The 22,748-nt window shown below is 65.1% G+C and carries 20 protein-coding genes and 1 pseudogene; 10 read left to right on the top strand and 11 right to left on the bottom strand.

From position 1 onward, the window contains the following. The 8 genes and pseudogenes from ACTHNZ_RS11195 to ACTHNZ_RS11160 all read right to left on the bottom strand — a co-directional run. Positions 1 to 807, bottom strand: an 807-nt coding sequence (locus ACTHNZ_RS11195) for a 4-deoxy-4-formamido-L-arabinose-phosphoundecaprenol deformylase (RefSeq protein ID WP_440542553.1), incomplete at its 3' end; no start/stop codon positions are given. Between the two features lie 39 nt (positions 808 to 846). Further along, positions 847 to 1,923, bottom strand: a complete 1,077-nt coding sequence (locus tag ACTHNZ_RS11190; protein ID WP_440542552.1) for a bifunctional UDP-4-keto-pentose/UDP-xylose synthase — start codon at positions 1,921 to 1,923, stop codon at positions 847 to 849. Next, positions 1,920 to 2,895, bottom strand: a pseudogene (locus ACTHNZ_RS11185) (formyltransferase). Before ACTHNZ_RS11185 ends, ACTHNZ_RS11190 begins: the two are co-directional and overlap by 4 nt. Continuing rightward, on the bottom strand, positions 2,892 to 3,944 hold the full coding sequence (locus ACTHNZ_RS11180; protein ID WP_440542551.1) for a glycosyltransferase: 1,053 nt from the start codon (positions 3,942 to 3,944) through the stop codon (positions 2,892 to 2,894). Before ACTHNZ_RS11180 ends, ACTHNZ_RS11185 begins: the two are co-directional and overlap by 4 nt. A 6-nt stretch (positions 3,945 to 3,950) precedes the next feature. After that, positions 3,951 to 5,105 (bottom strand): DegT/DnrJ/EryC1/StrS family aminotransferase, encoded by a 1,155-nt coding sequence (locus ACTHNZ_RS11175; RefSeq protein ID WP_440542550.1) that lies wholly within the window; start codon positions 5,103 to 5,105, stop codon positions 3,951 to 3,953. A 128-nt stretch (positions 5,106 to 5,233) separates the two neighbouring features. Continuing rightward, on the bottom strand, positions 5,234 to 5,605 hold the full coding sequence (locus ACTHNZ_RS11170) for an SMR family transporter (RefSeq protein ID WP_440542549.1): 372 nt from the start codon (positions 5,603 to 5,605) through the stop codon (positions 5,234 to 5,236). A gap of 53 nt (positions 5,606 to 5,658) precedes the next feature. After that, positions 5,659 to 7,395 carry a glycosyltransferase family 39 protein gene (locus ACTHNZ_RS11165; protein ID WP_440542548.1) on the bottom strand — a complete coding sequence of 579 codons (1,737 nt, stop codon included), beginning with the start codon at positions 7,393 to 7,395 and terminating at the stop codon, positions 5,659 to 5,661. A gap of 69 nt (positions 7,396 to 7,464) precedes the next feature. Further along, complete coding sequence (locus ACTHNZ_RS11160) at positions 7,465 to 7,839, bottom strand: Mth938-like domain-containing protein (RefSeq protein WP_440542547.1); 375 nt, start codon at positions 7,837 to 7,839, stop codon at positions 7,465 to 7,467. 341 nt (positions 7,840 to 8,180) lie between these two features. Here ACTHNZ_RS11160 and ACTHNZ_RS11155 point away from each other — a divergent pair, with 341 nt between their 5' ends. From ACTHNZ_RS11155 to moaE, 6 genes are all read left to right on the top strand, one after another. Beyond that, positions 8,181 to 9,428: a pyridoxal phosphate-dependent aminotransferase gene (locus ACTHNZ_RS11155; RefSeq protein WP_440542546.1), complete on the top strand. Its 1,248-nt coding sequence runs from the start codon at positions 8,181 to 8,183 to the stop codon at positions 9,426 to 9,428. A 51-nt stretch (positions 9,429 to 9,479) separates the two neighbouring features. Further along, the gene (locus tag ACTHNZ_RS11150; RefSeq protein ID WP_440542545.1) at positions 9,480 to 10,805 is read left to right on the top strand and encodes a homoserine dehydrogenase; all 1,326 of its coding nucleotides are present in this window, start codon (positions 9,480 to 9,482) and stop codon (positions 10,803 to 10,805) included. Positions 10,806 to 10,843: 38 nt separating this feature from the next. Continuing rightward, positions 10,844 to 12,295, top strand: coding sequence for a threonine synthase (gene thrC / locus ACTHNZ_RS11145; protein WP_440542544.1), 1,452 nt, complete (start codon positions 10,844 to 10,846; stop codon positions 12,293 to 12,295). Between the two features lie 175 nt (positions 12,296 to 12,470). Further along, positions 12,471 to 13,724 carry a molybdopterin molybdotransferase MoeA gene (locus ACTHNZ_RS11140; protein ID WP_440542543.1) on the top strand — a complete coding sequence of 418 codons (1,254 nt, stop codon included), beginning with the start codon at positions 12,471 to 12,473 and terminating at the stop codon, positions 13,722 to 13,724. Between the two features lie 35 nt (positions 13,725 to 13,759). Beyond that, the gene (gene moaD / locus ACTHNZ_RS11135) at positions 13,760 to 14,017 is read left to right on the top strand and encodes a molybdopterin converting factor subunit 1 (RefSeq protein ID WP_440542542.1); all 258 of its coding nucleotides are present in this window, start codon (positions 13,760 to 13,762) and stop codon (positions 14,015 to 14,017) included. Positions 14,018 to 14,046: 29 nt separating this feature from the next. Next, positions 14,047 to 14,526 carry a molybdopterin synthase catalytic subunit MoaE gene (gene moaE / locus ACTHNZ_RS11130; protein WP_440542541.1) on the top strand — a complete coding sequence of 160 codons (480 nt, stop codon included), beginning with the start codon at positions 14,047 to 14,049 and terminating at the stop codon, positions 14,524 to 14,526. Positions 14,527 to 14,561: 35 nt separating this feature from the next. Here the strand turns inward: moaE and ACTHNZ_RS11125 are convergent, their stop codons facing one another. Next, positions 14,562 to 15,161, bottom strand: a complete 600-nt coding sequence (locus tag ACTHNZ_RS11125) for a group III truncated hemoglobin (RefSeq protein WP_440542540.1) — start codon at positions 15,159 to 15,161, stop codon at positions 14,562 to 14,564. A gap of 228 nt (positions 15,162 to 15,389) precedes the next feature. Between ACTHNZ_RS11125 and ACTHNZ_RS11120 the strand changes: the two genes are divergently transcribed. The 4 genes from ACTHNZ_RS11120 (at position 15,390) to ACTHNZ_RS11105 (ending at position 19,552) form a co-directional block, all read left to right on the top strand. Beyond that, on the top strand, positions 15,390 to 15,881 hold the full coding sequence (locus tag ACTHNZ_RS11120; protein WP_440542539.1) for an Rrf2 family transcriptional regulator: 492 nt from the start codon (positions 15,390 to 15,392) through the stop codon (positions 15,879 to 15,881). Between the two features lie 129 nt (positions 15,882 to 16,010). After that, positions 16,011 to 18,608: an ATP-dependent chaperone ClpB gene (gene clpB, locus ACTHNZ_RS11115; protein ID WP_440542538.1), complete on the top strand. Its 2,598-nt coding sequence runs from the start codon at positions 16,011 to 16,013 to the stop codon at positions 18,606 to 18,608. Positions 18,609 to 18,746: 138 nt separating this feature from the next. Further along, positions 18,747 to 19,211 (top strand): MerR family transcriptional regulator, encoded by a 465-nt coding sequence (locus ACTHNZ_RS11110; RefSeq protein ID WP_440542537.1) that lies wholly within the window; start codon positions 18,747 to 18,749, stop codon positions 19,209 to 19,211. Then, entirely contained in the window at positions 19,160 to 19,552 is a 393-nt protein-coding gene (locus ACTHNZ_RS11105) for a carboxymuconolactone decarboxylase family protein (protein WP_440542564.1), read from the top strand. Before ACTHNZ_RS11110 ends, ACTHNZ_RS11105 begins: the two co-directional genes overlap by 52 nt. Positions 19,553 to 19,607: 55 nt before the next feature. Here the strand turns inward: ACTHNZ_RS11105 and ACTHNZ_RS11100 are convergent, their stop codons facing one another. Both ACTHNZ_RS11100 and ACTHNZ_RS11095 read right to left on the bottom strand, forming a co-directional pair. Beyond that, the gene (locus ACTHNZ_RS11100; RefSeq protein WP_440542536.1) at positions 19,608 to 20,972 is read right to left on the bottom strand and encodes an MATE family efflux transporter; all 1,365 of its coding nucleotides are present in this window, start codon (positions 20,970 to 20,972) and stop codon (positions 19,608 to 19,610) included. 14 nt (positions 20,973 to 20,986) lie between these two features. Next, complete coding sequence (locus tag ACTHNZ_RS11095; protein WP_440542535.1) at positions 20,987 to 22,747, bottom strand: ArnT family glycosyltransferase; 1,761 nt, start codon at positions 22,745 to 22,747, stop codon at positions 20,987 to 20,989. Position 22,748: the final 1 nt, after the last annotated feature.

Here is a 22,748-nt window from a genome sequence, read left to right as displayed (position 1 = left end):
GGCATGGTAGTCGCCCATCGTCGCAAAAGTATGTCCCTGGGCGTGCCAGCCCGCGAGCAGCTGTTCGAAGATGGGCGCGAGCTTTTGTCCTTCGAGCTCGGCATGCAGCGTAAAGACTTGATCGCGCGGGCTGCGCTCCGTTGCCGCGAGCAGACGTTGCGCGACGTTCGATTCGTCGCAGCCGTCCACGCCGATCAATTCGTCGAGCGTCGGCAGCGTGGTGGGCAACTGCACGTGCTCGAGCGTCTTGCCGCCGACGACGGGCCGATACGGCGAATGGCCGCGCCCGTCCGACGCGTAGCGCATGCCCCACGCGTCGATCTGCTCGAATGCGTGCTCGTTCATCTGCCAGCCGGCCGAGCCGTGAGTTGCCGGCGGGCCGCCGAAGATATCGACGAAACGCTCGAAGCTTTTTTGCATCTCGCCGGCCGTCCAGTCTCGCCCGCGTGCTCGCACGTTGTCCTGCCAGTAGACGTGATCCCACGTATGGATGCCGCACTCGAAGCCGGCTTCATGGATCGCGCGCATGTCGGCCGTGGCGCGCCGGCCGATGTCGGGGCCGGGCAGCAGCACGCCGTACATCAGTTGCTTGACGCCGTAGTGCTCGACGACCGACGTGCGCGACACCTTCTTCAAGAACCCGGGCCGGAGCACGCGCCGCAGCGCCCACCCCGTGTGGTCGGGGCCGAGGCTGAACAGGAACGTCGCTCGGGCCTTGAAGCGGTCGAGCATGCGCGCGAGGTTAGGCACGCCCTCACGCGTGCCGCGCAGCGTGTCGACGTCGATTTTTAGAATGATGCGTGGCAAAGGCAGGGATCCTTTCGAAACTGCGCGAGCCGGCCGCGATTATTGTTGCTCGACGAGCGCGCGCGCGTCCGCGACGTGGCCGCGGTATGCCTCGAATATCTTGCGCAGGGCGTCGTCGAACGTGGCCTTCGGGGCCCATGCGAGCTCGGCCATCGTGTTCTCGATTTTCGGCACGCGGTTTTGCACGTCCTGATAGCCCTGGCCGTAGTAGGCCCCTGACGATGTTTCGACGAGCTTGACCGCTTTGGCCGATTCGGCGTATTCCGGGAACTCGGCTGCCAGCGCGAGCATCTTGTGTGCGAGCTCGCGCACCGAGAAGTTGTTCTTCGGATTGCCGATGTTGTAGATCGTGCCCGAGGCAATGCCGTTCGGATTGTCGATGATCGTCATCAGCGCGCTGATGCCGTCGTCGATGTCGGTGAACGCACGCTTTTGCGAGCCGCCGTCGACGAGGCTGATGTTCTCGCCGCGCACGATGTGGCCGAGGAACTGCGTGACCACGCGCGAGCTGCCTTCCTTCGGCGTGTAGATCGAATCGAGGCCCGGCCCGATCCAGTTGAACGGGCGGAACAGCGTGAAATTCAGGCCTTCTTGCATGCCGTAGCCCCAGATCACGCGATCCATCAGCTGCTTCGAGCACGCGTAGATCCAGCGCGGCTTGTTGATCGGGCCATACGTGAGCACCGACGCTTCCGGGTCGAATTCTTCATCCGCACACATGCCGTAGACTTCCGACGTGGACGGAAACACCAGATGCTTGCGGTACTTCACGGCCGAACGCACGATCGGCAGGTTCGCCTCGAAGTCGAGCTCGAACACGCGCAGCGGTTGCTGGACGTAGGTCGCGGGCGTCGCGATCGCCACGAGCGGCAAGATCACGTCGCACTTCTTCACGTGATACTCGACCCATTCCTTGTTGATCGTGATGTCGCCTTCGAAGAAGTGCATCCGCTCGTGCTGCGTGAGATCGCCGAGGCGGTCCGTCTGCATGTCCATGCCGAACACTTCCCAGTCGGTCGTCTCGAGAATGCGCTTGGACAGATGATGGCCGATGAAGCCATTGACGCCGAGAATCAGGACCTTCTTGGCGGAACGTTCGGTTTTGACGGAATTCATGAATGACGGGAATGATGAGTGAGCTGGACGAACTGCTGGGGCGTGACGACGGTTTCTTGCCCGTCGTGCTGATGCCGCAGCTCGGAAATGACGATGGCGCGGGCGTCGCCGCATACGCCGAAACACACATTATCGCTTACGTGCAGACCGGGGGGCAAATCGGTGGGGCCGCCGTAGGCCGCACCGCCATTGCCCCCGTGCTTCGAACCGAGCGCGTCGAGGCCGGCCAGACGCGCGCGCGACGATGAAGCGGTCGGGGCCGATGTCGGTGAACGCACCCGGATACGGCGGGGCGACGGCGCGGATCAGGTTGTAGACCTGCTGCGCCGGTTGCGACCAATCGATGCGCCCATCTTCGGGCTTGCGTCCGCCGAAGTAGCTGCCGCGAGCCAGGTCGTTCGGCAGGTGCGGCGCCTCGCCGGCCAACAGCGCCGGCAGCACGCGCCAGAGCGTTTGCTCGGCCGCGACGGTGACCTTGTCGAATACCTCCTGCGCCGTGTCGTCGGGCAGAATCGGGACGCTCGTTTGCGCGACGATCGCGCCGGCATCGGGCTTGGCCGCCATTTCGTGCAGCGTGGCGCCCGTCTCGGTCTCGCCGTTCAAGACGGCCCAGTTCGTCGGTACGCGTCCGCGGTACTTGGGCAGCAGCGAGCCATGCATGTTATACGCGCCGCGCGGTGCCAGGGCGAGTACGGCAGCCGGCAGCATATGGCGGTAGTAGAACGAGAAGATGAAATCGGGCCGCGCGGCTGCCACCGCGTCGCGCAGTGCCGGGCTCGCCGGATCGAGCGGCGTGATCGTCTCGATGCCATGCTCGGCCGCCACTTGCGCGACGCTGCCGAACCAAATCCGTTCGGCCGGGTTGTCCTCGTGCGTGACGACGAGCGCGACGTCGACGCCGCGCGCGAGCAGCACGCGCAGGCAGCGCACGCCGACGTTGTGATAGGCGAAGACGACGGCGCGCGGTTTCATCGGTCGCGATCCTCCGAATGGGCGTGGGGCACGGCCGCGACGCCGCCATGGACGGCCGGTGCCGCGGCGCTTGGACGCGAGGCGAGGTCGCCGGGGCGCGCTTCGAGGATCGTCTGCACGAGGTAGCGAGGCCGTGCGCGCACCTGCTGGTAGATGCGGCCGATGTACTCGCCGAGCAGCCCGAGTGCGAAGATGATCACGCCGAGCATGAAGAACGTGATGGCGAACAGCGTGAAGACGCCCTGAACTTCCGCCCCGATGACGAAGCGCCGGATCACGAGCAGCAGGAACAGCGCCGCCGAGCCCATCGACAAGATCACGCCGATGAACGACAGCCATTGCAGCGGCACGACGGAGAAGCCCGTCACGAGGTCGAAATTCAGGCGAATGAGGCTGTACAGCGAATACTTCGATTCGCCCGCGAAGCGCTCCTCGTGTGCGACCTCGACTTCGATCGGATTTTGCGCGAACGTGTAGGCGAGGGCGGGGATGAACGTGTTGACTTCGCCGCAGCGATTGATCGTATCGATGATCTGCCGGTTGTAGGCGCGCAGCATGCAGCCTTGGTCGGTCATCTTGATGTGCGTGATGCGCTCGCGCAGGCGGTTCATCGCGCGCGAAGCCTTACGCCGCCACAGCGTGTCCTGGCGCTGGATGCGGATCGAGCCGACGTAGTCGTAGCCCTCGCGCATTTTCGCCACGAGCTTGCCGATCTCCTCTGGCGGGTTCTGCAAGTCGGCGTCGAGCGTGATGACGATCTCGCCGCGCGCCGCTTCGAAGCCGGCCAGGATCGCCATGTGCTGCCCGTAGTTGCCGTTCAGCAGCACGACGCGCGTCGTGTCGGGGCGCGCGCGGAACTGCTCGGCGAGCAGCGCGGCCGATTTGTCGCGGCTGCCGTCGTTGATGAAAATGACTTCGTAGCCCGTGCCGAGCGCATCGAGCGCCGGATAGAGGCGCGCGTACAGCGCGTGCAGCCCCGCCTCTTCGTTGTAGACGGGGATGACGACCGAGACTTCGGGCGAAGCGTGGCGGTGTTCCGTGTAACTCATGTCCGCTTATTTCCCATATCGTTCGCAGATCTCATTGACGGCGCGGCACACGCGTGCCACGTCCTGTTCGGTCATCAGCGTGAAGAGCGGCAGCGTGACCGTCGTCGCGCCGAAGCGCTCGGCATGCGGGAACATGCCGGGCGCGAAACCGCGCGCGCGGTAAAGCGAGAACAGGTGGATCGCCGGGTAATGAACGCCCGATCCGATCCGGTAGTCGTCCTGCAGCTTGCTCATGAACGTCGCGCGATCGATTGCCAGGCGCTCGAGGGGCAGCGTGATCTGGAACATGTGCCAGTTGCCGTTCTCGAACTCGGCCGTCGGCAGGCCGACGCCGAGCGCGACTGCCGCGCCGCCTTCCAACCCCGCGAAGTAGGCGCGCGCGAGCTTCTTGCGCTGAAGCAAGAAGCGCTCGAGGTGCGCGAGCTGCCCGAGGCCCACGCGCGCCGCTACGTCGGTCAGATTGTACTTGCCGCCGAGCACGTCGCAGTCCATGCCGTCGTAGCCCTTGCGGGTGATCCCTTGGAGCCGGTACTTGCGGGCCAGTTCGGCTTCGTCTTCATCGTTGAGCACGAGCGCGCCGCCTTCGATCGACGTCAGGTTCTTGTTCGCATGGAAGCTGAACGAGACGATGTCGCCTAGCTTGCCGATGCGCTCGCCGCGCCAGGTCGAGCCCAACGCCTGCGCGGCATCTTCGATCACACGCAGCCGATAGGCTCGCGCGATGTCGTAGAGCCGGTCCATGTCGACGGGCAGGCCGGCGAGATAGACGGGGATGATCGCCTTCGTGCGCGGCGTGATCGCCTTTTCGAGCAGATTCAGGTCGATGTTGCGCGTGGCCGGATCGATGTCGACGAAAACGGGCGTCGCCCCGACTTCGAGAATGACGTTGGCCGTCGCGACCCACGACGCCGGGGTGGTGATGACTTCATCCCCGGGCCCCACGCCCGCGATGCGCAAGCCGATCTCGAGCGTCGCCGTGCCCGAGTTGAACGTGCGCACGGGGCGGCCGCCGCAAAATGCCGAAAGCTGCGCTTCGAATGCCTGATTCTGCGGCCCCGTCGTGATCCAGCCCGAGCGCAGCACGTCGGCGACGCCGGCGATCGTTTCCTCGTCGATCTCTGGCCGCACGAATGGCAGGAAAGGAAGGGTGTCTTGTGTCATGGGCTTCGCTCGAGTTTTCCGTTTCGACTATTCAATTCAATTGTTGCGCTTATTTCCGCGCGCGGCGCCGGGGCGTGCATGCGGTTCGATGTGCCGTGTAGCTCGGCGATCGGTCCGTTTCCTTCCGCCTAGCTGCGGGCCAGCACGAGCACGCCGATCAAGATGATGCCGATGCCGACGAGCCGCTGCAGGCTCAGCACTTCACCGAACAGATACCAAGCCGCGAGTGCGTTGACCACGTAGCCGAGCGACAGCATCGGATAAGCGATCGACACGTCGACGCGCGACAGCCCGACGATCCAGACAGCGACGCTGACGACGTAACAAGCGAGACCGCCGATGATCGGGAGCTGCATGGCCAGCTTCAGCCCGATCGGCAAGATGTTCGCACGGGTGAATTCGAAGTGTCCAACGGCATTGACGCCGGCCTTGAGCAGCAACTGCGCGCAGGCGTTGAGCGCGACGCCCGATAGGATGCAAAAGAGAGAAATCGGATTCATCGATCGTAAGAGGGAACTGTGCGAGCTTCGGTTGCGTTGCGTTCAGGGCTTTTTCAGGGCTTTTCGACGACGACGCGCCGCGCGTCGCGCGCGATCACGCGCATCGGAACGTGCTGGGCGGCGAGCTGCTCGTACAGGTCCGGACGCATCACGGCGAGCGCCTGGCGATCGGCTTTCCAGCGCGTGATCCATTCGGGGATGGTCGGCACCCACTTGGAGGGCTCTTGCGCCACGCCGAACCCGAGCTCGTCGGGGCTGGCGACGATGATCGTCGTATGGCCGACGTAGAACGGCAGCGTATGGTCGAGCGCGTCCACCGCATAGAACGGCGTATCGGCCGGCAACCGCGCGAGCTCGGCCTTGACTGCCGGCGCGAGCAGCGCCCCCGAGCTTTGACGGCCGAAGACGTCGTGTCCGGTGCCGCCGATCGTGCAGAGCATGATCCAAGCGGCGCCGAAGGCCACCGCCGACGGCAGGATGCCGCGCTCGGTGCGCCGCAGCAAGGCCAAGGCGGCTAGCGTGAGAACGAGCGCGACGCCGATCGCTGCCCATACCCAGACGCGGAATTCACGATAGAGCGCATTGGGCGTGCGTGCATCGCCGAAGCGGGCGATGAAAACGGCGCCGATCGCCGCGAGCACGAGAAAGACGGCGTAACCGAGCAGATGACGGCGCCAGGCGTCGCGGGAGACGTGCGGCAAGTACGCGCCGATGACGAGGGCGAGCGCCGGTGCGACGGGCAGGACGTACGAAACGAGCTTCGAATGCGACGCACTGAAGAACAGAAAGATGAAGACGGTCCAAATCACGAGCAGCTTGCCCGGCGCGAAGCCGTTCAATTGGCGCGGCTGGGCGAGGGCGTGCCGGATGCTTTGCCAGGCGATCGACAGCCACGGCAGAAAGCCGACGAGCAAGACCCAAACGAAATAGTAAACGGGACCGGGCCGGTTTTGGGCCGGGGTCAAGTATCGATCGAACTGCTGAACGATGAAGAAGAAATTGAAGAATTCGGGGTTGCGCTGCTGCACGAGCACGAACCACGGCGTCGCGATCGCGAAGAATACGACGAGGCCGCTCGGCAGGTACAGCCGCTTCCACAACCCCCAGTCGCGCTCGATCAGCGTGTAGAGGACGAGCACCGCGCCGGGCAGCAGGATGCCGATGAGGCCCTTCGACAGCACGGCGAGCGCCATCGAGGCCCAGCAAAGCCACATCCAGCGGCGCGCCTGCCCGGCGGCGATGCCGACGCGCTGGGCGAGCAGCATCGCGCACAGCGTGAGCTCCATCCAGAACGACAACCCCATGTCGAGCGTGTTGAAGTGGCCCATCAATTGCCAATACGGCGCTGCCGCGAGCACGAGCGCCGCGGCGAAGCCGGCCGCCGGGTTGACGAGGCGGGCCGCGGTGTAGCCGGCGACGAGCACGCCGGCAAAGCCCGTCAGCGCCGTATAGAGCCGAGCCTGCCATTCGCCGATGCCGAACCAGGCGAACGTCAGCGCGTTCATCCAGGTTTGCAGCGGCGGTTTCTCGAAGTACTTGTAGCCGTTGTAGCGCGGCGTGATCCAATCGCCGGTGACGAACATTTCGCGGGCCATCTCGGCGTAGCGGCCTTCGTCGCTCGGCACGAGGTGCCGCCAGCCGAGCGGGACGAACCAGACCACGGCGAGCGCTACTAGGAGCAGGGCGATCGCCAGCGTGCCGACGGGCCTGTGCGTTGCCGCGCTGCCGGACGGCGCGGCACGGTCTGCTGGGACGGCGCCGTCGGCGCGGGAATAACGTTGAAGCGGCATAGGGTGGCGAAAAGAGCTATCGATGGAAGCAGGCGGTGCGCCGCGCATGGCGGCGGCCCGCTTCGGCGTTCATTGCTCGATGAGCAGGGCCGCGCAAACGCGCCGACCCTCGGCCATCAGGATGTTGTAAGTGCGGCACGCGGCCATGAAGTCCATCGTCTCGACGCCGATCCGCTGCGCCGACAGTTGCGCCGTCAGCCGGGGATGCGGAAAACGCAGGCGCGAGCCGCTGCCGAAGACGACGAGTTCGGGGGACTGCTCGAGCAAAAGCTCGAAGTGCCCGGGCGTGAGCGCGTCGAACGACGACACGGGCCACGCGGCGACGGGCGCATCGGGCAGCAGCACGATGCTCGTTTCATGGCGTACGAGATTGACGTCCACGTAATGGGCGCCGTAAGCGGTTACCGTATTGAGCGCGCCGCTCGAGTCCTGGTGTAATTTCAAATCCGTTTCCGTGGTTCTGTCGGGCGCGGCGGAGCCGGCCGCGACCGCATCGAGGCCGAAAGGGGCTTCCGCTGAGAATGGTGCATTGCGAAAGTCGGCCGAAATCCGCTAAATTATAACTTTTTAGCCGCCCTGCGGCGCCCGGCATCGTGCACACGCGCGAGCGAACCCCCCAGCAGTCGCACCCGCGCGCCACAAGCGCGCCGTCAGCCGGGCGAATCCGCTGCACCGGCGTACCTACACCGGCGTACCCATCGCCGCCCGGGCGCCGCCATGCTCCTCGCGCGTCTCGATACCGTGCGCTCGGCTCGCGCCCCCGTCTTTCGGCTCTCCCAGGAACTGTGCCCGTCGTGAAACCGATTCTCAAATCGAACAAGTTGCTCAACGTCTGCTACGACATTCGCGGGCCCGTGCTCGAGCATGCGAAGCGCCTCGAAGAAGAAGGTCACCGCATCATCAAGCTCAACATCGGCAATTTGGCGCCGTTCGGGTTCGATGCGCCGGACGAGATCATCCAGGACATGATCCGCAATCTGTCCGCTTCGTCGGGCTATTCCGATTCGAAGGGCGTGTTCGCGGCGCGCAAGGCGATCATGCATTACTCGCAGCAAAAGGGCGTCGTCGGCGTCGAACTCGACGACATCTACATCGGCAACGGCGCGTCCGAGCTCATCGTGATGGCCATGCAGGGGCTGCTCAACGACGGCGACGAAGTTCTGCTGCCGGCGCCCGATTATCCTCTGTGGACGGCCGCGGTCAGCCTCTCGGGCGGCACGCCGGTCCATTATTTGTGCGATGAATCGAATGCGTGGATGCCCGATCTCGACGATCTGCGCGCCAAAATCACGCCGCGCACGCGCGCGCTCGTCGTGATCAACCCGAACAACCCGACCGGCGCACTCTATTCGGATGAACTCCTGCTCGAGTTGCTCGAAATCGCCCGCCAGCACGGGCTCGTCGTGTTTGCGGACGAGGTGTACGACAAGATCGTCTATGACGGCAGGCAGCATACGTCGCTCGGGGCGCTCTCGGAGGACGTGCTGACCGTCACGTTCAACAGCCTGTCCAAGAGCTACCGCTCGTGTGGCTACCGTGCCGGCTGGATGTACGTTTCCGGATTGACCGGCGAGAACCGGCGGCGTGCGAAGGACTACTTCGAAGGGCTCGGCATTCTCGCCTCGATGCGGCTGTGCCCGAACGTGCCCGGGCAGTACGCCATCCAAACGGCGCTCGGCGGTTATCAGAGCATCAACGATCTGATCGGGCCGGGAGGGCGCCTTCACCGGCAGCGGCAAGTCGCCTACGAGATGCTCAACGCGATTCCGGGCGTGAGCTGCGTCAAGCCCGAAGCGGCGCTGTACATGTTCCCTCGGCTCGATCCGAAGATTTATCCGATCGAGAACGACCAGCAATTCATCCTCGATTTGCTGCTCGAAGAGCGCGTGCTGCTCGTGCAAGGCAGCGGCTTCAATTGGCCGCGGCCCGACCATTTCCGAGTCGTATTCTTGCCGAACGTGGACGATCTGACCGACTCGATCGGCCGTATCGGGCGCTTTCTCGAAGGCTATCGCAAGCGTCACGGCACCTGACCACCCGGGCGCTCACCTTTTTTTTCGAATCACCTCACTAGAAAACGCTGAATGGAACCGATCAAAGTTGGCCTGTTGGGCTGCGGCACGGTAGGCAGTGGCACCTTCACGGTGCTGCGCCGTAATCAGGAAGAGATCAAACGCCGCGCCGGCCGCGGAATCGAGATCGCGCGCATCGCCGTGCGCAATCCGGCCAAGGCATTGGCCGCGCTCGGCGAGAGCGCCGGCACGGTGCAGGTCGGCAGCGACTTCGAAGCCGTGATCGACGATCCGGCGATCGACATCGTGGCCGAAATGATCGGCGGGACCGGCATCGCGCGCGAATTCGTGCTGCGGGCGCTCGCGAACGGCAAGCACGTCGTCACCGCCAACAAGGCGCTGCTCGCCGTGCACGGCACCGAGATCTTCGCGCAAGCCCGCGCCAAGGGCGTGATGGTGGCGTTCGAGGCCGCCGTCGCGGGGGGGATTCCCATCATCAAGGCGTTGCGCGAGGGGCTGACGGCCAACCGCATTCAGTCGATCGCGGGCATCATCAACGGCACGACGAACTACATTCTCTCGGAGATGCGCGAGCGCGGCCTCGATTTCGCGACGGCACTCGCGGGCGCGCAGGCGCTCGGGTACGCCGAAGCCGATCCGACGTTCGACATCGAAGGCGTCGACGCCGCGCACAAGCTGACGATCATGAGCGCGATCGCGTTCGGCATTCCGATGCAGTTCGACCGCGCCTACATCGAAGGCATCAGCAAGCTCGCCTCGATCGACATCAAATACGCCGAGGATCTCGGCTATCGCATCAAGCTGCTCGGCATCACGCGCCGCACCGAGCGCGGCATCGAGCTGCGCGTGCATCCGACGCTGATCTCGGCCAAGCGCCTGCTCGCCAGCGTCGAAGGCGCGATGAACGCGGTCGAAGTGCACGGCGATGCGGTCGGCACCACGCTGTACTACGGCAAGGGCGCCGGCGCGGAGCCGACGGCATCGGCCGTCGTCGCCGATCTCGTCGACGTGACGCGGCTGCATACGGCCGATCCTGGCCACCGCGTCCCGCATCTGGCCTTCCAGCCGCAAAGCCTGGCCGACACGCCGGTGCTGTCGATCGACGACGTGACGAGCGGCTACTACTTGCGCTTGCGCGTTGCCGACGTGACGGGCGTGCTGGCCGACATCACGCGCATCCTGGCCGATGCCGGCATTTCGATCGATGCGTTGCTGCAAAAGGAATCGGAGCAGATCGCCGACAACGGCGAGACCGACGTCGTCATCATCACGCACGATACGCTCGAGCGGAACGTCAACGCGGCGATTGCGCGCATCGAAGCGCTGCCCACCGTCGTTTCGAACGTAACCAAGCTGCGGATCGAAGCCCAAAGCTGAGCACGCCATCGAAATCGAAGTAAGTCACTGATCCGACCATGAACTACATTTCCACGCGCGGCGCCGGCATCGGCGAGCGCCATACCTTCTCCGACATCTTGCTGACGGGGCTAGCCAAGGACGGCGGCCTTTATTTGCCCGCCGAGTATCCGCGCGTGACCGCGGAGGAATTGGCGCGCTGGCGCCCGCTGCCGTATGCGGACCTCGCATTCGAGGTATTGCACAAGTTCTGCGACGACATCCCCGCCGCCGATCTCCATGCACTGACGCGCCGCACCTATCGCGCCGACGTCTATTGCAACGTGCGCGCCGGCGAGGACGCGAATGCCATTACGCCGCTCACGCGGCTGGGGGTCGAGAACGGCGCGCCGCTCTCGCTGCTCGCGCTCTCGAACGGCCCGACGCTCGCCTTCAAGGACATGGCGATGCAACTGCTCGGCAACTTGTTCGAGTACGCGCTGGCCAAGCATGGGCAGACGCTGAACATCCTGGGCGCCACGTCGGGCGACACGGGCAGCGCGGCCGAGTATGCGATGCGCGGCAAGGCCGGCATTCGCGTATTCATGCTGTCGCCGCATCGCAAGATGAGCGCGTTCCAAACGGCGCAGATGTACAGCCTGCAAGAGCCGAACATTTTCAACTTGGCCGTCGAAGGCGTGTTCGACGACTGTCAGGACATCGTGAAGGCCGTATCGAACGATCACGCCTTCAAGGCACAGCATCGAATCGGCACCGTCAATTCGATCAACTGGGCCCGTGTCGTGGCGCAGGTCGTCTATTACTTCAAGGGCTACTTCGAGGCGACGCGATCGAATGACGAGCGCGCGTCGTTCACGGTGCCGTCGGGCAACTTCGGCAACGTCTGCGCGGGGCACATCGCCCGCATGATGGGCTTGCCGATCGAAAAGCTCGTCGTCGCCACGAACGAGAACGACGTGCTCGACGAGTTTTTCCGCACGGGAGCCTATCGCGTTCGCGGCGCGGCGCAGACTTACCATACGAGCAGCCCGAGCATGGATATTTCGAAGGCGTCGAACTTCGAGCGCTTCGTGTTCGATCTGCTCGGCCGCGATCCGGCGCGCGTGCTGCAGCTGTTTCGCGATGTCGAAGAGAAGGGCGGATTCGATCTGGCCGCAAGCGGCGATTTCGCGCGCGTGCGCGAGTTCGGCTTCGTTTCGGGCCGCAGCACGCACGACGATCGCATCGCCACGATCCGTGACGTCGAGGCCCGCTACGGGCAGGTCATCGATACGCATACGGCGGACGGGCTCAAGGTTGCGCGCGAGCATCTGGACCCGGGCGTGCCGATGGTCGTGCTCGAGACGGCCCAGCCCATCAAATTCGGCGAGACGATCCGCGAGGCGCTGGGCCGCGACCCGCAGCGGCCCGCGGCGTTCGAAGGCCTCGAAGCGCTGCCGCAGCGCTTCGACGTGCTGCCTGCCGATGCCGCGCGCGTGAAGGCCTTCATCGCCGCGCACACGGGCGCTTGAGCGCCAACGGGCGGCGGCCCCATGCGCCCGCCGCCCGCTCTGTCCGGCGCCTGCCGTGACCGCAGGCGCATGAGCATGAGCATGAGCATGAGCATGGGTGGCTTGCGGTTCGGCGTATGCCGCCTCGGCCGCGCCTCGCTACAATGAAGGCTTTCGCAGCGAGAATCGCTTGCCGATGTCCACGCCATCTGAATCCGCGCCCCGTGCGCCGCTTTTGTCGACGGCCGATGCGCTCGCCGCATTGCTCGCCGCCGCCGTTCCCATTGCCGATACCGAATCGGTCGCGACGCTGGACGCGCTCGGGCGCGTGCTCGCCGCCGACGTCGTCTCCGAGCTCGACGTGCCGCCCGCGCATATCAGCGCGATGGACGGCTACGCGGTGCGTGTCGCCGATCTGCTGCACGGCGAACGCCGCCTGCCGATTTCGCAACGCGTGCCCGCGGGTCACGTGCCGTCGCCGCTGGCCGCCGGCACGGCCGCGCGCATCTTCACGGGGGCGCCGGTGCCACCCGGCGCCGATGCCGTCGTCATGCAGGAGCAGGCGGAAGCGGACGGCGACGCCGTCGCGATCCTGCATACGCCGAAAGCCGGTGAATGGATCACCGCGCAGGGGGCCGACATCCGCCGGGGCGCCGTCATTCTGCCTGCCGGCACACGGCTTTCGCCCCAAGCGCTCGGGCTGGCGGCATCCATCGGCGCGGCGCGGCTCGAGGTCGCGCGGCGCGTCAAGGTCGCCGTGTTCTTCACGGGCGACGAATTGACGATGCCGGGCGAGCCGCTCGCGCCGGGCGGCATCTACAACTCGAACCGCTTCACGCTGCGCGGCCTGTTGGCGCGCTTGAACTGTGAAGTGACCGATCTCGGCATCGTGCCGGACCGGCTGGAAGCGACGCGCGATGCGTTGGCGGCCGCGGCGCGCGAGCACGATTTGATCTTGACGTCGGGCGGCGTGTCGGTCGGCGAGGAGGATCACGTCAAGCCGGCCGTCGAATCGCTCGGCCGTCTCACGCTGTGGCAGATCGCGATGAAGCCTGGCAAGCCGCTCGCGTTCGGGGCCGTGGGCCGCGGCGTCGGGCCGGAGCAGGGGGAAACGCATTTCATCGGGCTGCCGGGCAATCCCGTGTCGAGCTTCGTCACGTTCTTGCTGTTCGTGCGCCCATTTCTGCTGCGTCTCGCGGGCGTGCGCGAGGTCGCGCCGCGCGCCGTCTCGCTGCGCGCGGACTTCACGCAGGCCAAAGGCGACCGCCGCAACGAATTCCTGCGCGCGCGCGTGAATGCCGCGGGCGGTCTCGATCTGTTCCCGAATCAAAGCTCCGCGGTGCTGACGTCGACGGTGTGGGGCGACGGCTTGATCGACAATCCCCCCAATCACGCAATCAGCGCCGGTGAGACGGTGCGTTTTCTCCCTTTCTCCGAATTGCTCGGCTGACGGCGAGCGATAGCGGCCCGAGGCGCCATTCCGACATGAAGATCGAATTGAGATATTTTGCGAGCGTGCGCGAGGCCGTCGGCCTTGCCGCGGAGCAAGCGCAGGTGCCCGAGGGCGTCGCGACGGTCGGCGACGTGCGCGCTTGGCTGCGTGCGCGCGGCGGCGCGTGGGCCGAGGCGCTCGCCGAGGGACGGGCGTTGCGGATGGCCTGCAACCATACGATGACGGATGCCACGACGCGGCTGACCGAGGGCTGCGAAGTGGCGTTTTTTCCGCCTGTCACGGGCGGGTAAGGGGGGGCCATGACGAGGAGCGCACTGCCATGACCGTTCGGGTGCAAACCGAAGACTTCGACCTGTCGGCCGAGGTGGCCGCCTTGCGGGCCGAGAATCCGAAAATCGGCGCCGTCGTCGCGTTCGTCGGCACCGTCCGCGATCTGAGCGACGGCGATTCTGTCGCCGCGATGGAACTCGAGCATTACCCGGGCATGACCGAAAAAGCGCTCGAAGCGATCGTGGAAGAAGCGAAGCGGCGCTGGCCGGGGTCCGAACTCCTGATCGTGCACCGCGTCGGCAAGTTCTTCCCGCGCGATCAGATCGTTCTGGCGGCGGCCACGTCCGCCCATCGGCACGACGCATTCGATGCGTGCTCGTTCGTCATGGACTATTTGAAGACGCAGGCGCCGTTCTGGAAGAAAGAGACGACGCCGAACGGCGCGCGTTGGGTCGATGCGCGCGTCTCCGACGATGCCGCGCTGCGGCGCTGGGGCATCGACGCGGGCAATGCGATGCGGGACGAATAGGCGCCAAGCGGGCGCCGAGCGGGCGCCAAGCGCATTCAGTCGTCGCGGCTCGGCTCGCCCTGCGGGTCGGACGAACGGCCGATGATCTTCGCGGGAAACGGTTCGCGCGGCTTCGATGCCGTCGCATGCGCCCCATGCCCCGGCGAATCCGCTCTCGCGCGCTTCGGCGCGACGCGATCGAGCAGGGCCTGCTGCTCGGGCGGGACCGCGTAGTCCCAGCCGAATCGGCTCAATTGCAGGCTTTGCGCGATGCGCAGCGCGGGTTCCATGAAGCGCACGGCCGCAGCCGGCTCATAGCGATCGCAGACGGTATCGAGGAACAGATGGAGCCAGCGGCTGAAATGACGCGGCTCGAGTCCTTCGAGCGGTTGATGCGCTTGCTGCACGTTGCCTCGGTAGCGCTTGTCGCCGAGCACGAGGCTGCCCCAAAATAGGCACATTTTGGGCAAATGCTCGTCCCACCGGCCTTCGAGCACCGCGTCGAACACGGGCCCGAGCAACGAATCGGCGCGAACGCGGTCGTAAAAGGCATAAACCAGCTCGCGGACGTTCGCCTCCGTCGGTTCGCGATGACGAACGGGGGACACATCCGCGGGCGGCGGGGCCGAATGGCCGGAAGGCAAGGAAGTCGACATCGAAATACCGTGTTGCGGGTGCCGTCGGCGCCAATCGGCCGCCAATCGTGCCCAAAGCAAGCTAAATTATCAGGAAGCGCCGAAGCGCGACCTTGATGATACATGTATGTTTGATACATGTTATGGTCGAGGCGCTGTCCGTACAACCCTTTGCGCAGTACGGTTTTGCGGCTGGACGGATGTTTTGTCTCGCCGAACGCCACGAGCGCCTTTGACTTCTGCCCGCCGATGAGACTCACCGACTACACCGACTACGCCCTGCGCGTCTTGCTGTTCCTGGCCGTGCGTGAGGAGGGCCTCACGACGATTCAGGACATCTCGGCAGCATACGGCATTTCGAAGAACCACTTGATGAAGGTCGTGCAGCGGCTCGGCGAGCTGGGCTGGATCGAGACGGTCCGAGGGCGAAACGGCGGCTTGCGGCTCCATGCGCGTTCGCTGAACCTGACGATCGGCGAGGTCGTGCGCGGCACGGAGAGCGATTTCGCGCTCGTCGGTTGCTTCCCGCGGGAGGGTTCGGAGCCGCGGCACTGCGTCATCGAGCCGCAGTGCCGGTTGAAGCATGTCTTCGAAGCGGCTCGCGGCGCGTTCTTTGCGGAACTCGATCGATACACGCTAGGCGAGCTCGCGACCCCAGGGGCGCCGCTGGCCGACCTGCTCGGCCTTTCCACCGTCGCCACCACGCTCGCCCGGCCGGTGGTACCGATCGCGGCGAGCTAGTACCGGGCCGCGGAAACGGCGCGGACAGTGTGAAGCCTCGAGCGCGAGCGCCCGGCAGCACAAAAAATCTGCTTGAAACGAGCCGAGAGCACCTCATTTTGGTGATAGTCAAAAATTGGAGGTCTCTTCATGAGAATCGACAAGCTCACCACCAAATTCCAAGAAGCGCTCGCCGATGCCCAGAGCCTCGCGATCGGCCGCGGTCAGCAGTACATCGAACCCGTGCATGTTCTGGCGGCGCTCGTCGCGCAGCAAGACGGCTCGGCGCGCTCGCTGCTGTCGCGCGCCGGCGTGCACGTGCAAGCGCTGCAAACGGCGCTTAGCGAAGCGATTTCGCGGTTGCCGCAAGTGCAAGGCACCGACGGCAACGTGCAGATCAGCCGCGAACTGAACGGTTTGCTCAATCAGGCCGACAAAGAGGCGCAGCAACTGAACGACACGTTCATCGCCAGCGAAATGTTCTTGCTGGCCGTCGCGGACGACAAAGGCGAGGCGGGGCGCCTCGCACGGCAGTACGGGCTCGCACGCAAGGCGCTCGAATCGGCGATCGCCGCCGTGCGCGGCGGCGCGCAGGTCCATAGCGCCGATGCCGAAAGTCAGCGCGAGGCCCTCAAGAAGTACACGATCGATCTGACCGAGCGCGCGCGGGCGGGCAAGCTCGACCCCGTCATCGGCCGCGACGACGAAATTCGCCGAGCGATACAGATCCTGCAGCGCCGGACGAAGAACAATCCCGTGCTGATCGGTGAGCCGGGCGTCGGCAAGACCGCGATCGTCGAAGGGCTCGCGCAGCGCATCGTCAATGGCGAAGTGCCCGAGTCGCTCAAGAGCAAGCGTGTCCTGTCGCTCGACATGGCCGGGCTGCTCGCCGGCGCGAAATACCGTGGCGAATTCGAGGAGCGGCTCAAGGCGGTGCTGCACGACATCGCGAAGGACGAAGGCCAGACGATCGTCTTCATCGACGAAATCCACACGATGGTGGGCGCGGGCAAGGCCGAAGGGGCAATCGATGCGGGCAACATGCTCAAGCCTGCGCTCGCGCGCGGGGAGTTGCACTGCATCGGCGCCACGACGCTCGACGAATACCGCAAGTACATCGAAAAGGACGCGGCACTCGAACGGCGTTTCCAGAAGGTGCTCGTCGACGAGCCGTCGGTCGAAGCATCGATCGCGATCTTGCGAGGTCTGCAGGAAAAATACGAACTGCACCACGGGGTGGAGATCACCGATCCGGCCATCGTCGCCGCGGCCGAGCTTTCGCATCGCTACATCACCGATCGTTTTCTGCCGGACAAGGCCATCGACTTGATCGACGAAGCCGCTTCGAAGATCAAGATGGAGATCGATTCGAAGCCCGAGGAAATGGACCGGCTCGATCGCCGCCTGATTCAGTTGAAGATCGAGCGCGAAGCCGTGAAGAAGGAGAAGGACGAAGCATCGCAAAAGCGGCTGCAGCTGATCGAAGAGGAAATCGAGCGGCTGAACCGCGAGTATTCGGATCTCGAAGAGATCTGGACCGCCGAGAAAGCGGCCGTGCAAGGTAGCGCTCAGCTGAAGGAAGAGATCGAAAAGACTCGCGCCGAAATCGCGCGCTTGCAGCGCGAAGGCAAGCTCGAGAAAGTGGCCGAGCTGCAGTACGGGAAGCTGCCCGAGCTCGAGGCGCGCTTGAGGCAAGTGACGCAGGCCGAAGCGAAGGAGCAGCACAGCCCGACCCATCGGCGGCTGCTGCGCACGCAGGTGGGAGCCGAGGAAATCGCCGAAGTGGTTTCGCGCGCAACGGGCATTCCCGTCTCTCGGATGATGCAGGGCGAGCGCGAAAAGCTATTGCAGATCGAGTCGAAGCTGCACGAACGCGTCGTGGGACAGGACGAAGCGATCAGCGCCGTGGCGGACGCCATTCGCCGTTCGCGTGCGGGCCTGGCCGATCCGAATCGGCCCTACGGTTCTTTCTTGTTCCTAGGTCCGACGGGCGTCGGCAAGACCGAGCTGTGCAAGGCGCTGGCCTCGTTCCTGTTCGATTCGGAGGAGCATCTGATCCGGATCGACATGAGCGAATTCATGGAAAAGCATAGCGTCGCGCGGCTGATCGGCGCGCCGCCGGGCTATATCGGCTACGAGGAAGGCGGGTATTTGACGGAAGCAGTCCGCCGCAAGCCGTACAGCGTCATCCTGCTCGACGAGATCGAAAAGGCGCACCCTGACGTCTTCAACGTGCTGCTGCAGGTGCTCGACGACGGGCGCATGACCGATGGTCAGGGACGCACGGTCGACTTCAAGAACACGGTCATCGTGATGACGTCGAACCTCGGCTCGCAAATGATCCAAGCGATGACCGGCGAGCCGCAGGAAGCCGTGCGCGATGCGGTCTGGACCGAGGTGAAGCAGCATTTCCGCCCCGAGTTCTTGAATCGGATCGACGAAGTCGTCGTGTTCCATGCGCTCGATCGCAGCAATATCGAGTCGATCGCCAAGATCCAACTCGAGCGCCTACACGAACGGCTCGCGAAGCTCGACATGCAGCTCGTGGTATCGGACGCCGCACTCGAGCAAGTGGCCAAGGCCGGCTACGATCCGCTGTTCGGCGCGCGGCCGCTGAAGCGGGCGATCCAGCAGGAGATCGAGAACCCGGTCGCCAAGCTGATTCTCGCGGGGCGGTTCGGTCCGAAGGATGTCATTCCCGTCGAAGTGGAGGACGGCAAGCTCGTGTTCGAGCGCGTGGTGCATTGACGCCGCGTGTGCGGCCGATGCCCGGTCCGCGTTGGTCCGAAACGGCCGAGCGCTTAGGTGCTCGGCCGTTTTTTGCAGCAATCTCGCGCGCAGGCGCTTGACTTCGAGTGCGCTCGAAGTCTTAACGTTGAGGTCGTCATGTCGGAAGCACTCACGATCGGTCGGATGGCACAAGCACTCGGCGTTTCGACGCACACGCTGCGCTACTACGAGCAAGCCGGGCTGATTCGGGCCGTATCGCGCTCGGGCGCGGGACACCGGCTCTACTCGCCGGCCGATATCGAATGGTTGCGGTTCGTGATGCGGCTCAAAGCGACGGGCATGCCGATCGCCCGCATGCAGGCGATCGCCGCGCTGCGTGCACGGGGCATCGAGACGGCGGCCGAGCGGCGGGCGCTGCTCATCGAGCATCGCGAGGCCGTGCAGGCCGAGCTGCTGCAGTGGCAGGCGAACCTGGCGGCGATCGAGCAGAAGATTCGCGACTACGATGCGATGGTGCGCGACATGACGAACGACAAGCAACCTCAATCGTCAACGGAGCGACCATGGCAATCGAAACGCACGCAAACAACGACCGCTACACCCGTGGATGGGCAAAGCTGAAGGAGGTCGACGGGGAAATCGGCGAGCGCGTCGTCGCATCGCTGGCCTCGATCGCGCCGGATTTCTCGCGGCTGCTCGTCGAATTCGGGTTCGGCGACATCTACAGCCGGCCGGGGCTCGATCTGAAGTCGCGCGAGATCGCGACGATCGCGGCATTGGCCGCGCTCGGCAATGCGCAGCCGCAACTGAAGGTCCATATCGAAGGCGCGCTGAACGTCGGATGCACGCGCGAGGAGATCGTCGAGGTCTTCATGCAGATGGCGCTCTACGCTGGTTTCCCCGCGGCGCTCAACGCCTTGTTCGCCGCTCGCGAGGTGTTCGAGGCCCACGCTGCGGCGTGAGGGGCGAGCCGGCAGCGGGCGAGGGCAGTGAGCGCGGCCGATTCGAGAGGCCGCGTCAAGGCGCAGCCGGCTCCTCGAGCGCGTGCCGTTGGCTGATGGCGCGCCAATGGAGGAACAGTCCGCTGCCGGCGACGGCCAAGCTCGCGGCGCTCGCTGCCCAAAAGCCGCGGGCGCCCGTAAGCCACGCCGGGATGGCCCCGCCCACGTCGAAGCCGAGCACATAGCCGCCTCCTAGCCCCACGCCCCACAATGCCACGGCATAGATGACGGTGGGCACCACGGCAACCTTATAGGCCCGCAACACGAAAGCCGTCACGGTCTGGAACGTATCGAAGATGTGATAGACGAGCATGATCGGCAGCAGCGGCATCGCAGCGGCGATGACCGCGGCGTTCGTCGTATAGCCCGCGAGAATCTGCGGCCGCAGGATGAACGCGGTGGCCGCATAGCCGAGGCCGATCGTGCACGCCATCACGATGCCGTGCCGCGCCAGCGTCCGAGCAGCGTCATGACGATGTGCGCCCAGCGCCTGCGCGACGAGCGTCGAGGTGGCGACGCCGATCGACATCGGCGTCATATAGAGCACGGCGCCGAAGTTGCCGGTAATCTGATGTCCCGCCAGCGTCGTCGTGCCGAAGCGCGCGATGAACAGCGCCATGAACGTGTACGACGTGACCTCGATCAGAAACGAGAGGCCCATCGGGACCCCGAGCTTGAGAAGGGCGAACTGACGCCGCCGCTCCGGCCAGCAAAAGTGCTTGAAAATCTCGAACGGGGCAAAGAATTCGAGCTTGGCCAAAAGGCCCATCCCGATCACGGCGAGCGCGCCGTTGATGACGGTGCTGGCCAGCGCACACCCGGGGCCGCCGAGTGCCGGGACGCCGAGCCCGCCGAAGATGAACCACAAGTTGAGCGGGATCTTGATCAGCAGCGCGCCCACCTGCAGGATCATGACGAGGCGCGGCTTGCCGACACCGTTCGCGAGCGCCGTGTAGACGCGAAAGGCGAGGCTCGCCGGCAAGCCGAACGCAGCGATGCGCAAATACGCTTCGGTGCGCTCGTGCAAGGCGGGCGGTACGTGCGAGATGGCGAGAAGCGGCTCGGGAAAGTACATCACGACGAAGCCGAGCGCCGCCAGACCCACGGACAGCCATAGCCCTTGGCGGACTTCCTCGCCGATTTCCGTATAACGCCGCGCGCCGAAGAGCTGTCCGCTGATCGGCTGCAAGGCCAGCACGACACCGGTGAGGCCGACGAACATCGAGACGTAGACCGACGACCCGAGCCCGAGCGCGGCCAGATCGACCGCCGAATAACGGCCGACCATGACAGTGTCCATCACGCCGAAAGCGATGATGGCCAACTGTCCGATCAGCACCGGCCACGCGAGGCCGGCGATTCTGCGGATGTCGGCGAACATGAGCTCGAGGTGTGCTAGGAGTGGCGTTTGCGAACGAGACGGCGATGCGGTTCCACCTTCGGCTGCGGCCGATCGACGCGAACATAGAGCCGGAAGCGTTCGTCGCGGTCCGCGGCGCGCCGGCCTTCCCAGACGAGCTTCCAAGCGTAGTTGAGCATCGGGCTCGGCGCGCTGAAATCGGCACTGTCTTGTCGCAGCAGCACGTCGCAGTCCTGGTTGAACGAGAACTGCATATCGGCGAAATAGGCAAACGAAGCGAGTTGCGCGTCGCCGAGCCTGACCGGCGAGATGCAAGTGTAGTCGTTCGGCAAGTGCTCGGCGATCTGCATCGCGACGTCGCGATAGGTGCGGCTGTAGTTGACCATGGGCAGCCACAACGTCATCAAAAGCACCCACATGAGTGTGGTGCCGGCACTCGAGAGGACGACGCTGCGCCAGAGCACCTTCGGATGGCGGGCGATCCGCCAGCGGACGAGCGCGAGCCAGCAGACGGTCGCGGCAACCGCACAGACGAACGACAAAATCGAGAAATGCGGCACGAACCCCGGCACGAGTCGCGCGAGATTGTGCGCAAGCTGATGGGGGATGCCGGTCTCCGATGCGAGCCAGACGAGCCAGACGAAGATGCCGAGTATCGAGAAGCTCAACACCGCGAACCAGTCGATCGCGTTGATCGCGCCGCGTTTGAGCGTCGGCAGCGCAAACGCGGCGAGCGTTGCGAGCGGCGGCAGCAGCAGCATGTAGAGCCGGTTCGTGTTATGGCTTTGCAGCACCGCGAGCAACAGCAGAGGGAGCGCGACGGAAACGGGAATCGCGATGTGCGGCTTGCGGCGCATCCCGCCCCAACTGGCCCAGGCCCATAGTGCCAGCGGCCACGCAGGCCACGTGAACAGCGGCAGGTTTTTGAGCGCATAGAGCCAGACATGCCCCGACGGTGCCGTGAAGCGATTGATGCTGCCGTTGATCCATTGCTCGATGAACCAATGCGCATCGTCGGGATAGGCATGCAGGACGATGAGCGGCCAGGCGAGCGACAGCGCCAGCGCGAGCGGGACCCCGGCGAGCGGGAGCCAAAGCGATCGCAATTCCGGGACGACGATGACCATCGTGAGCGTGCTCGCGAGCAGGACCGTCACGAGCAGGGGGTTGCCGGACAAAGCGAGCAAGCCCAGTGCGAGCGCCCACCAAAGCGTGCCCTGCAAGGGCTTGTCGGCAGAGCGGACGAGCCCATATGCGAGCATCGAGATGCTCATCAATTGCGACAGCTGTGGCGTGGTTTCATGTCCGCGCTCCGCGAGGCCGAAGCAGGCGACGAGAATCAGCAGCGCGCCATCGGCCAGCATGCGCCCGAAGTCGCGCGGCTCGGGCTCGCCCCCGAACGCATACTTGAACGGCTGAACTTCGGCGCGACGGCCGAGGAGATAGGCCGCATACCAGACGAACGCGCACGTCGCGCAAAACAGCAAGCCGGTAGCGAGCCGCGAGGCGTCGGCCGCATCGACCCATGGCGCGAGCGCCCGGATCGAGATCGCGCCGAGCCAATAGCCGAAGGGCCCGTCGTCCGTGATGAACTTGCCGACCAGGTTGGGTAGCAGCCAATCGTGCGCGTTGCCGCCCGCCATGGTCCACATGACGCCGAAGCCCGCGGCATCCTCGTTCTTCCACGGATCGCGGCCGAACAGGCCAAATGCGGCGTAGACGATGCAAAGCGTGAGCAACAGCCAGCGCGGAAGCGCGCGCGTGGCGGAAGCGGTGAGGCGAACGACGGGTCTCATG

Origin of the sequence: Trinickia sp. (genome assembly GCF_051953955.1) — a bacterium.
In the GTDB taxonomy this organism is placed as follows: domain Bacteria; phylum Pseudomonadota; class Gammaproteobacteria; order Burkholderiales; family Burkholderiaceae; genus Trinickia.
Note: the sequence above shows the minus strand (reverse complement) of the source record. Positions and strands in the feature narration are given on the sequence as shown.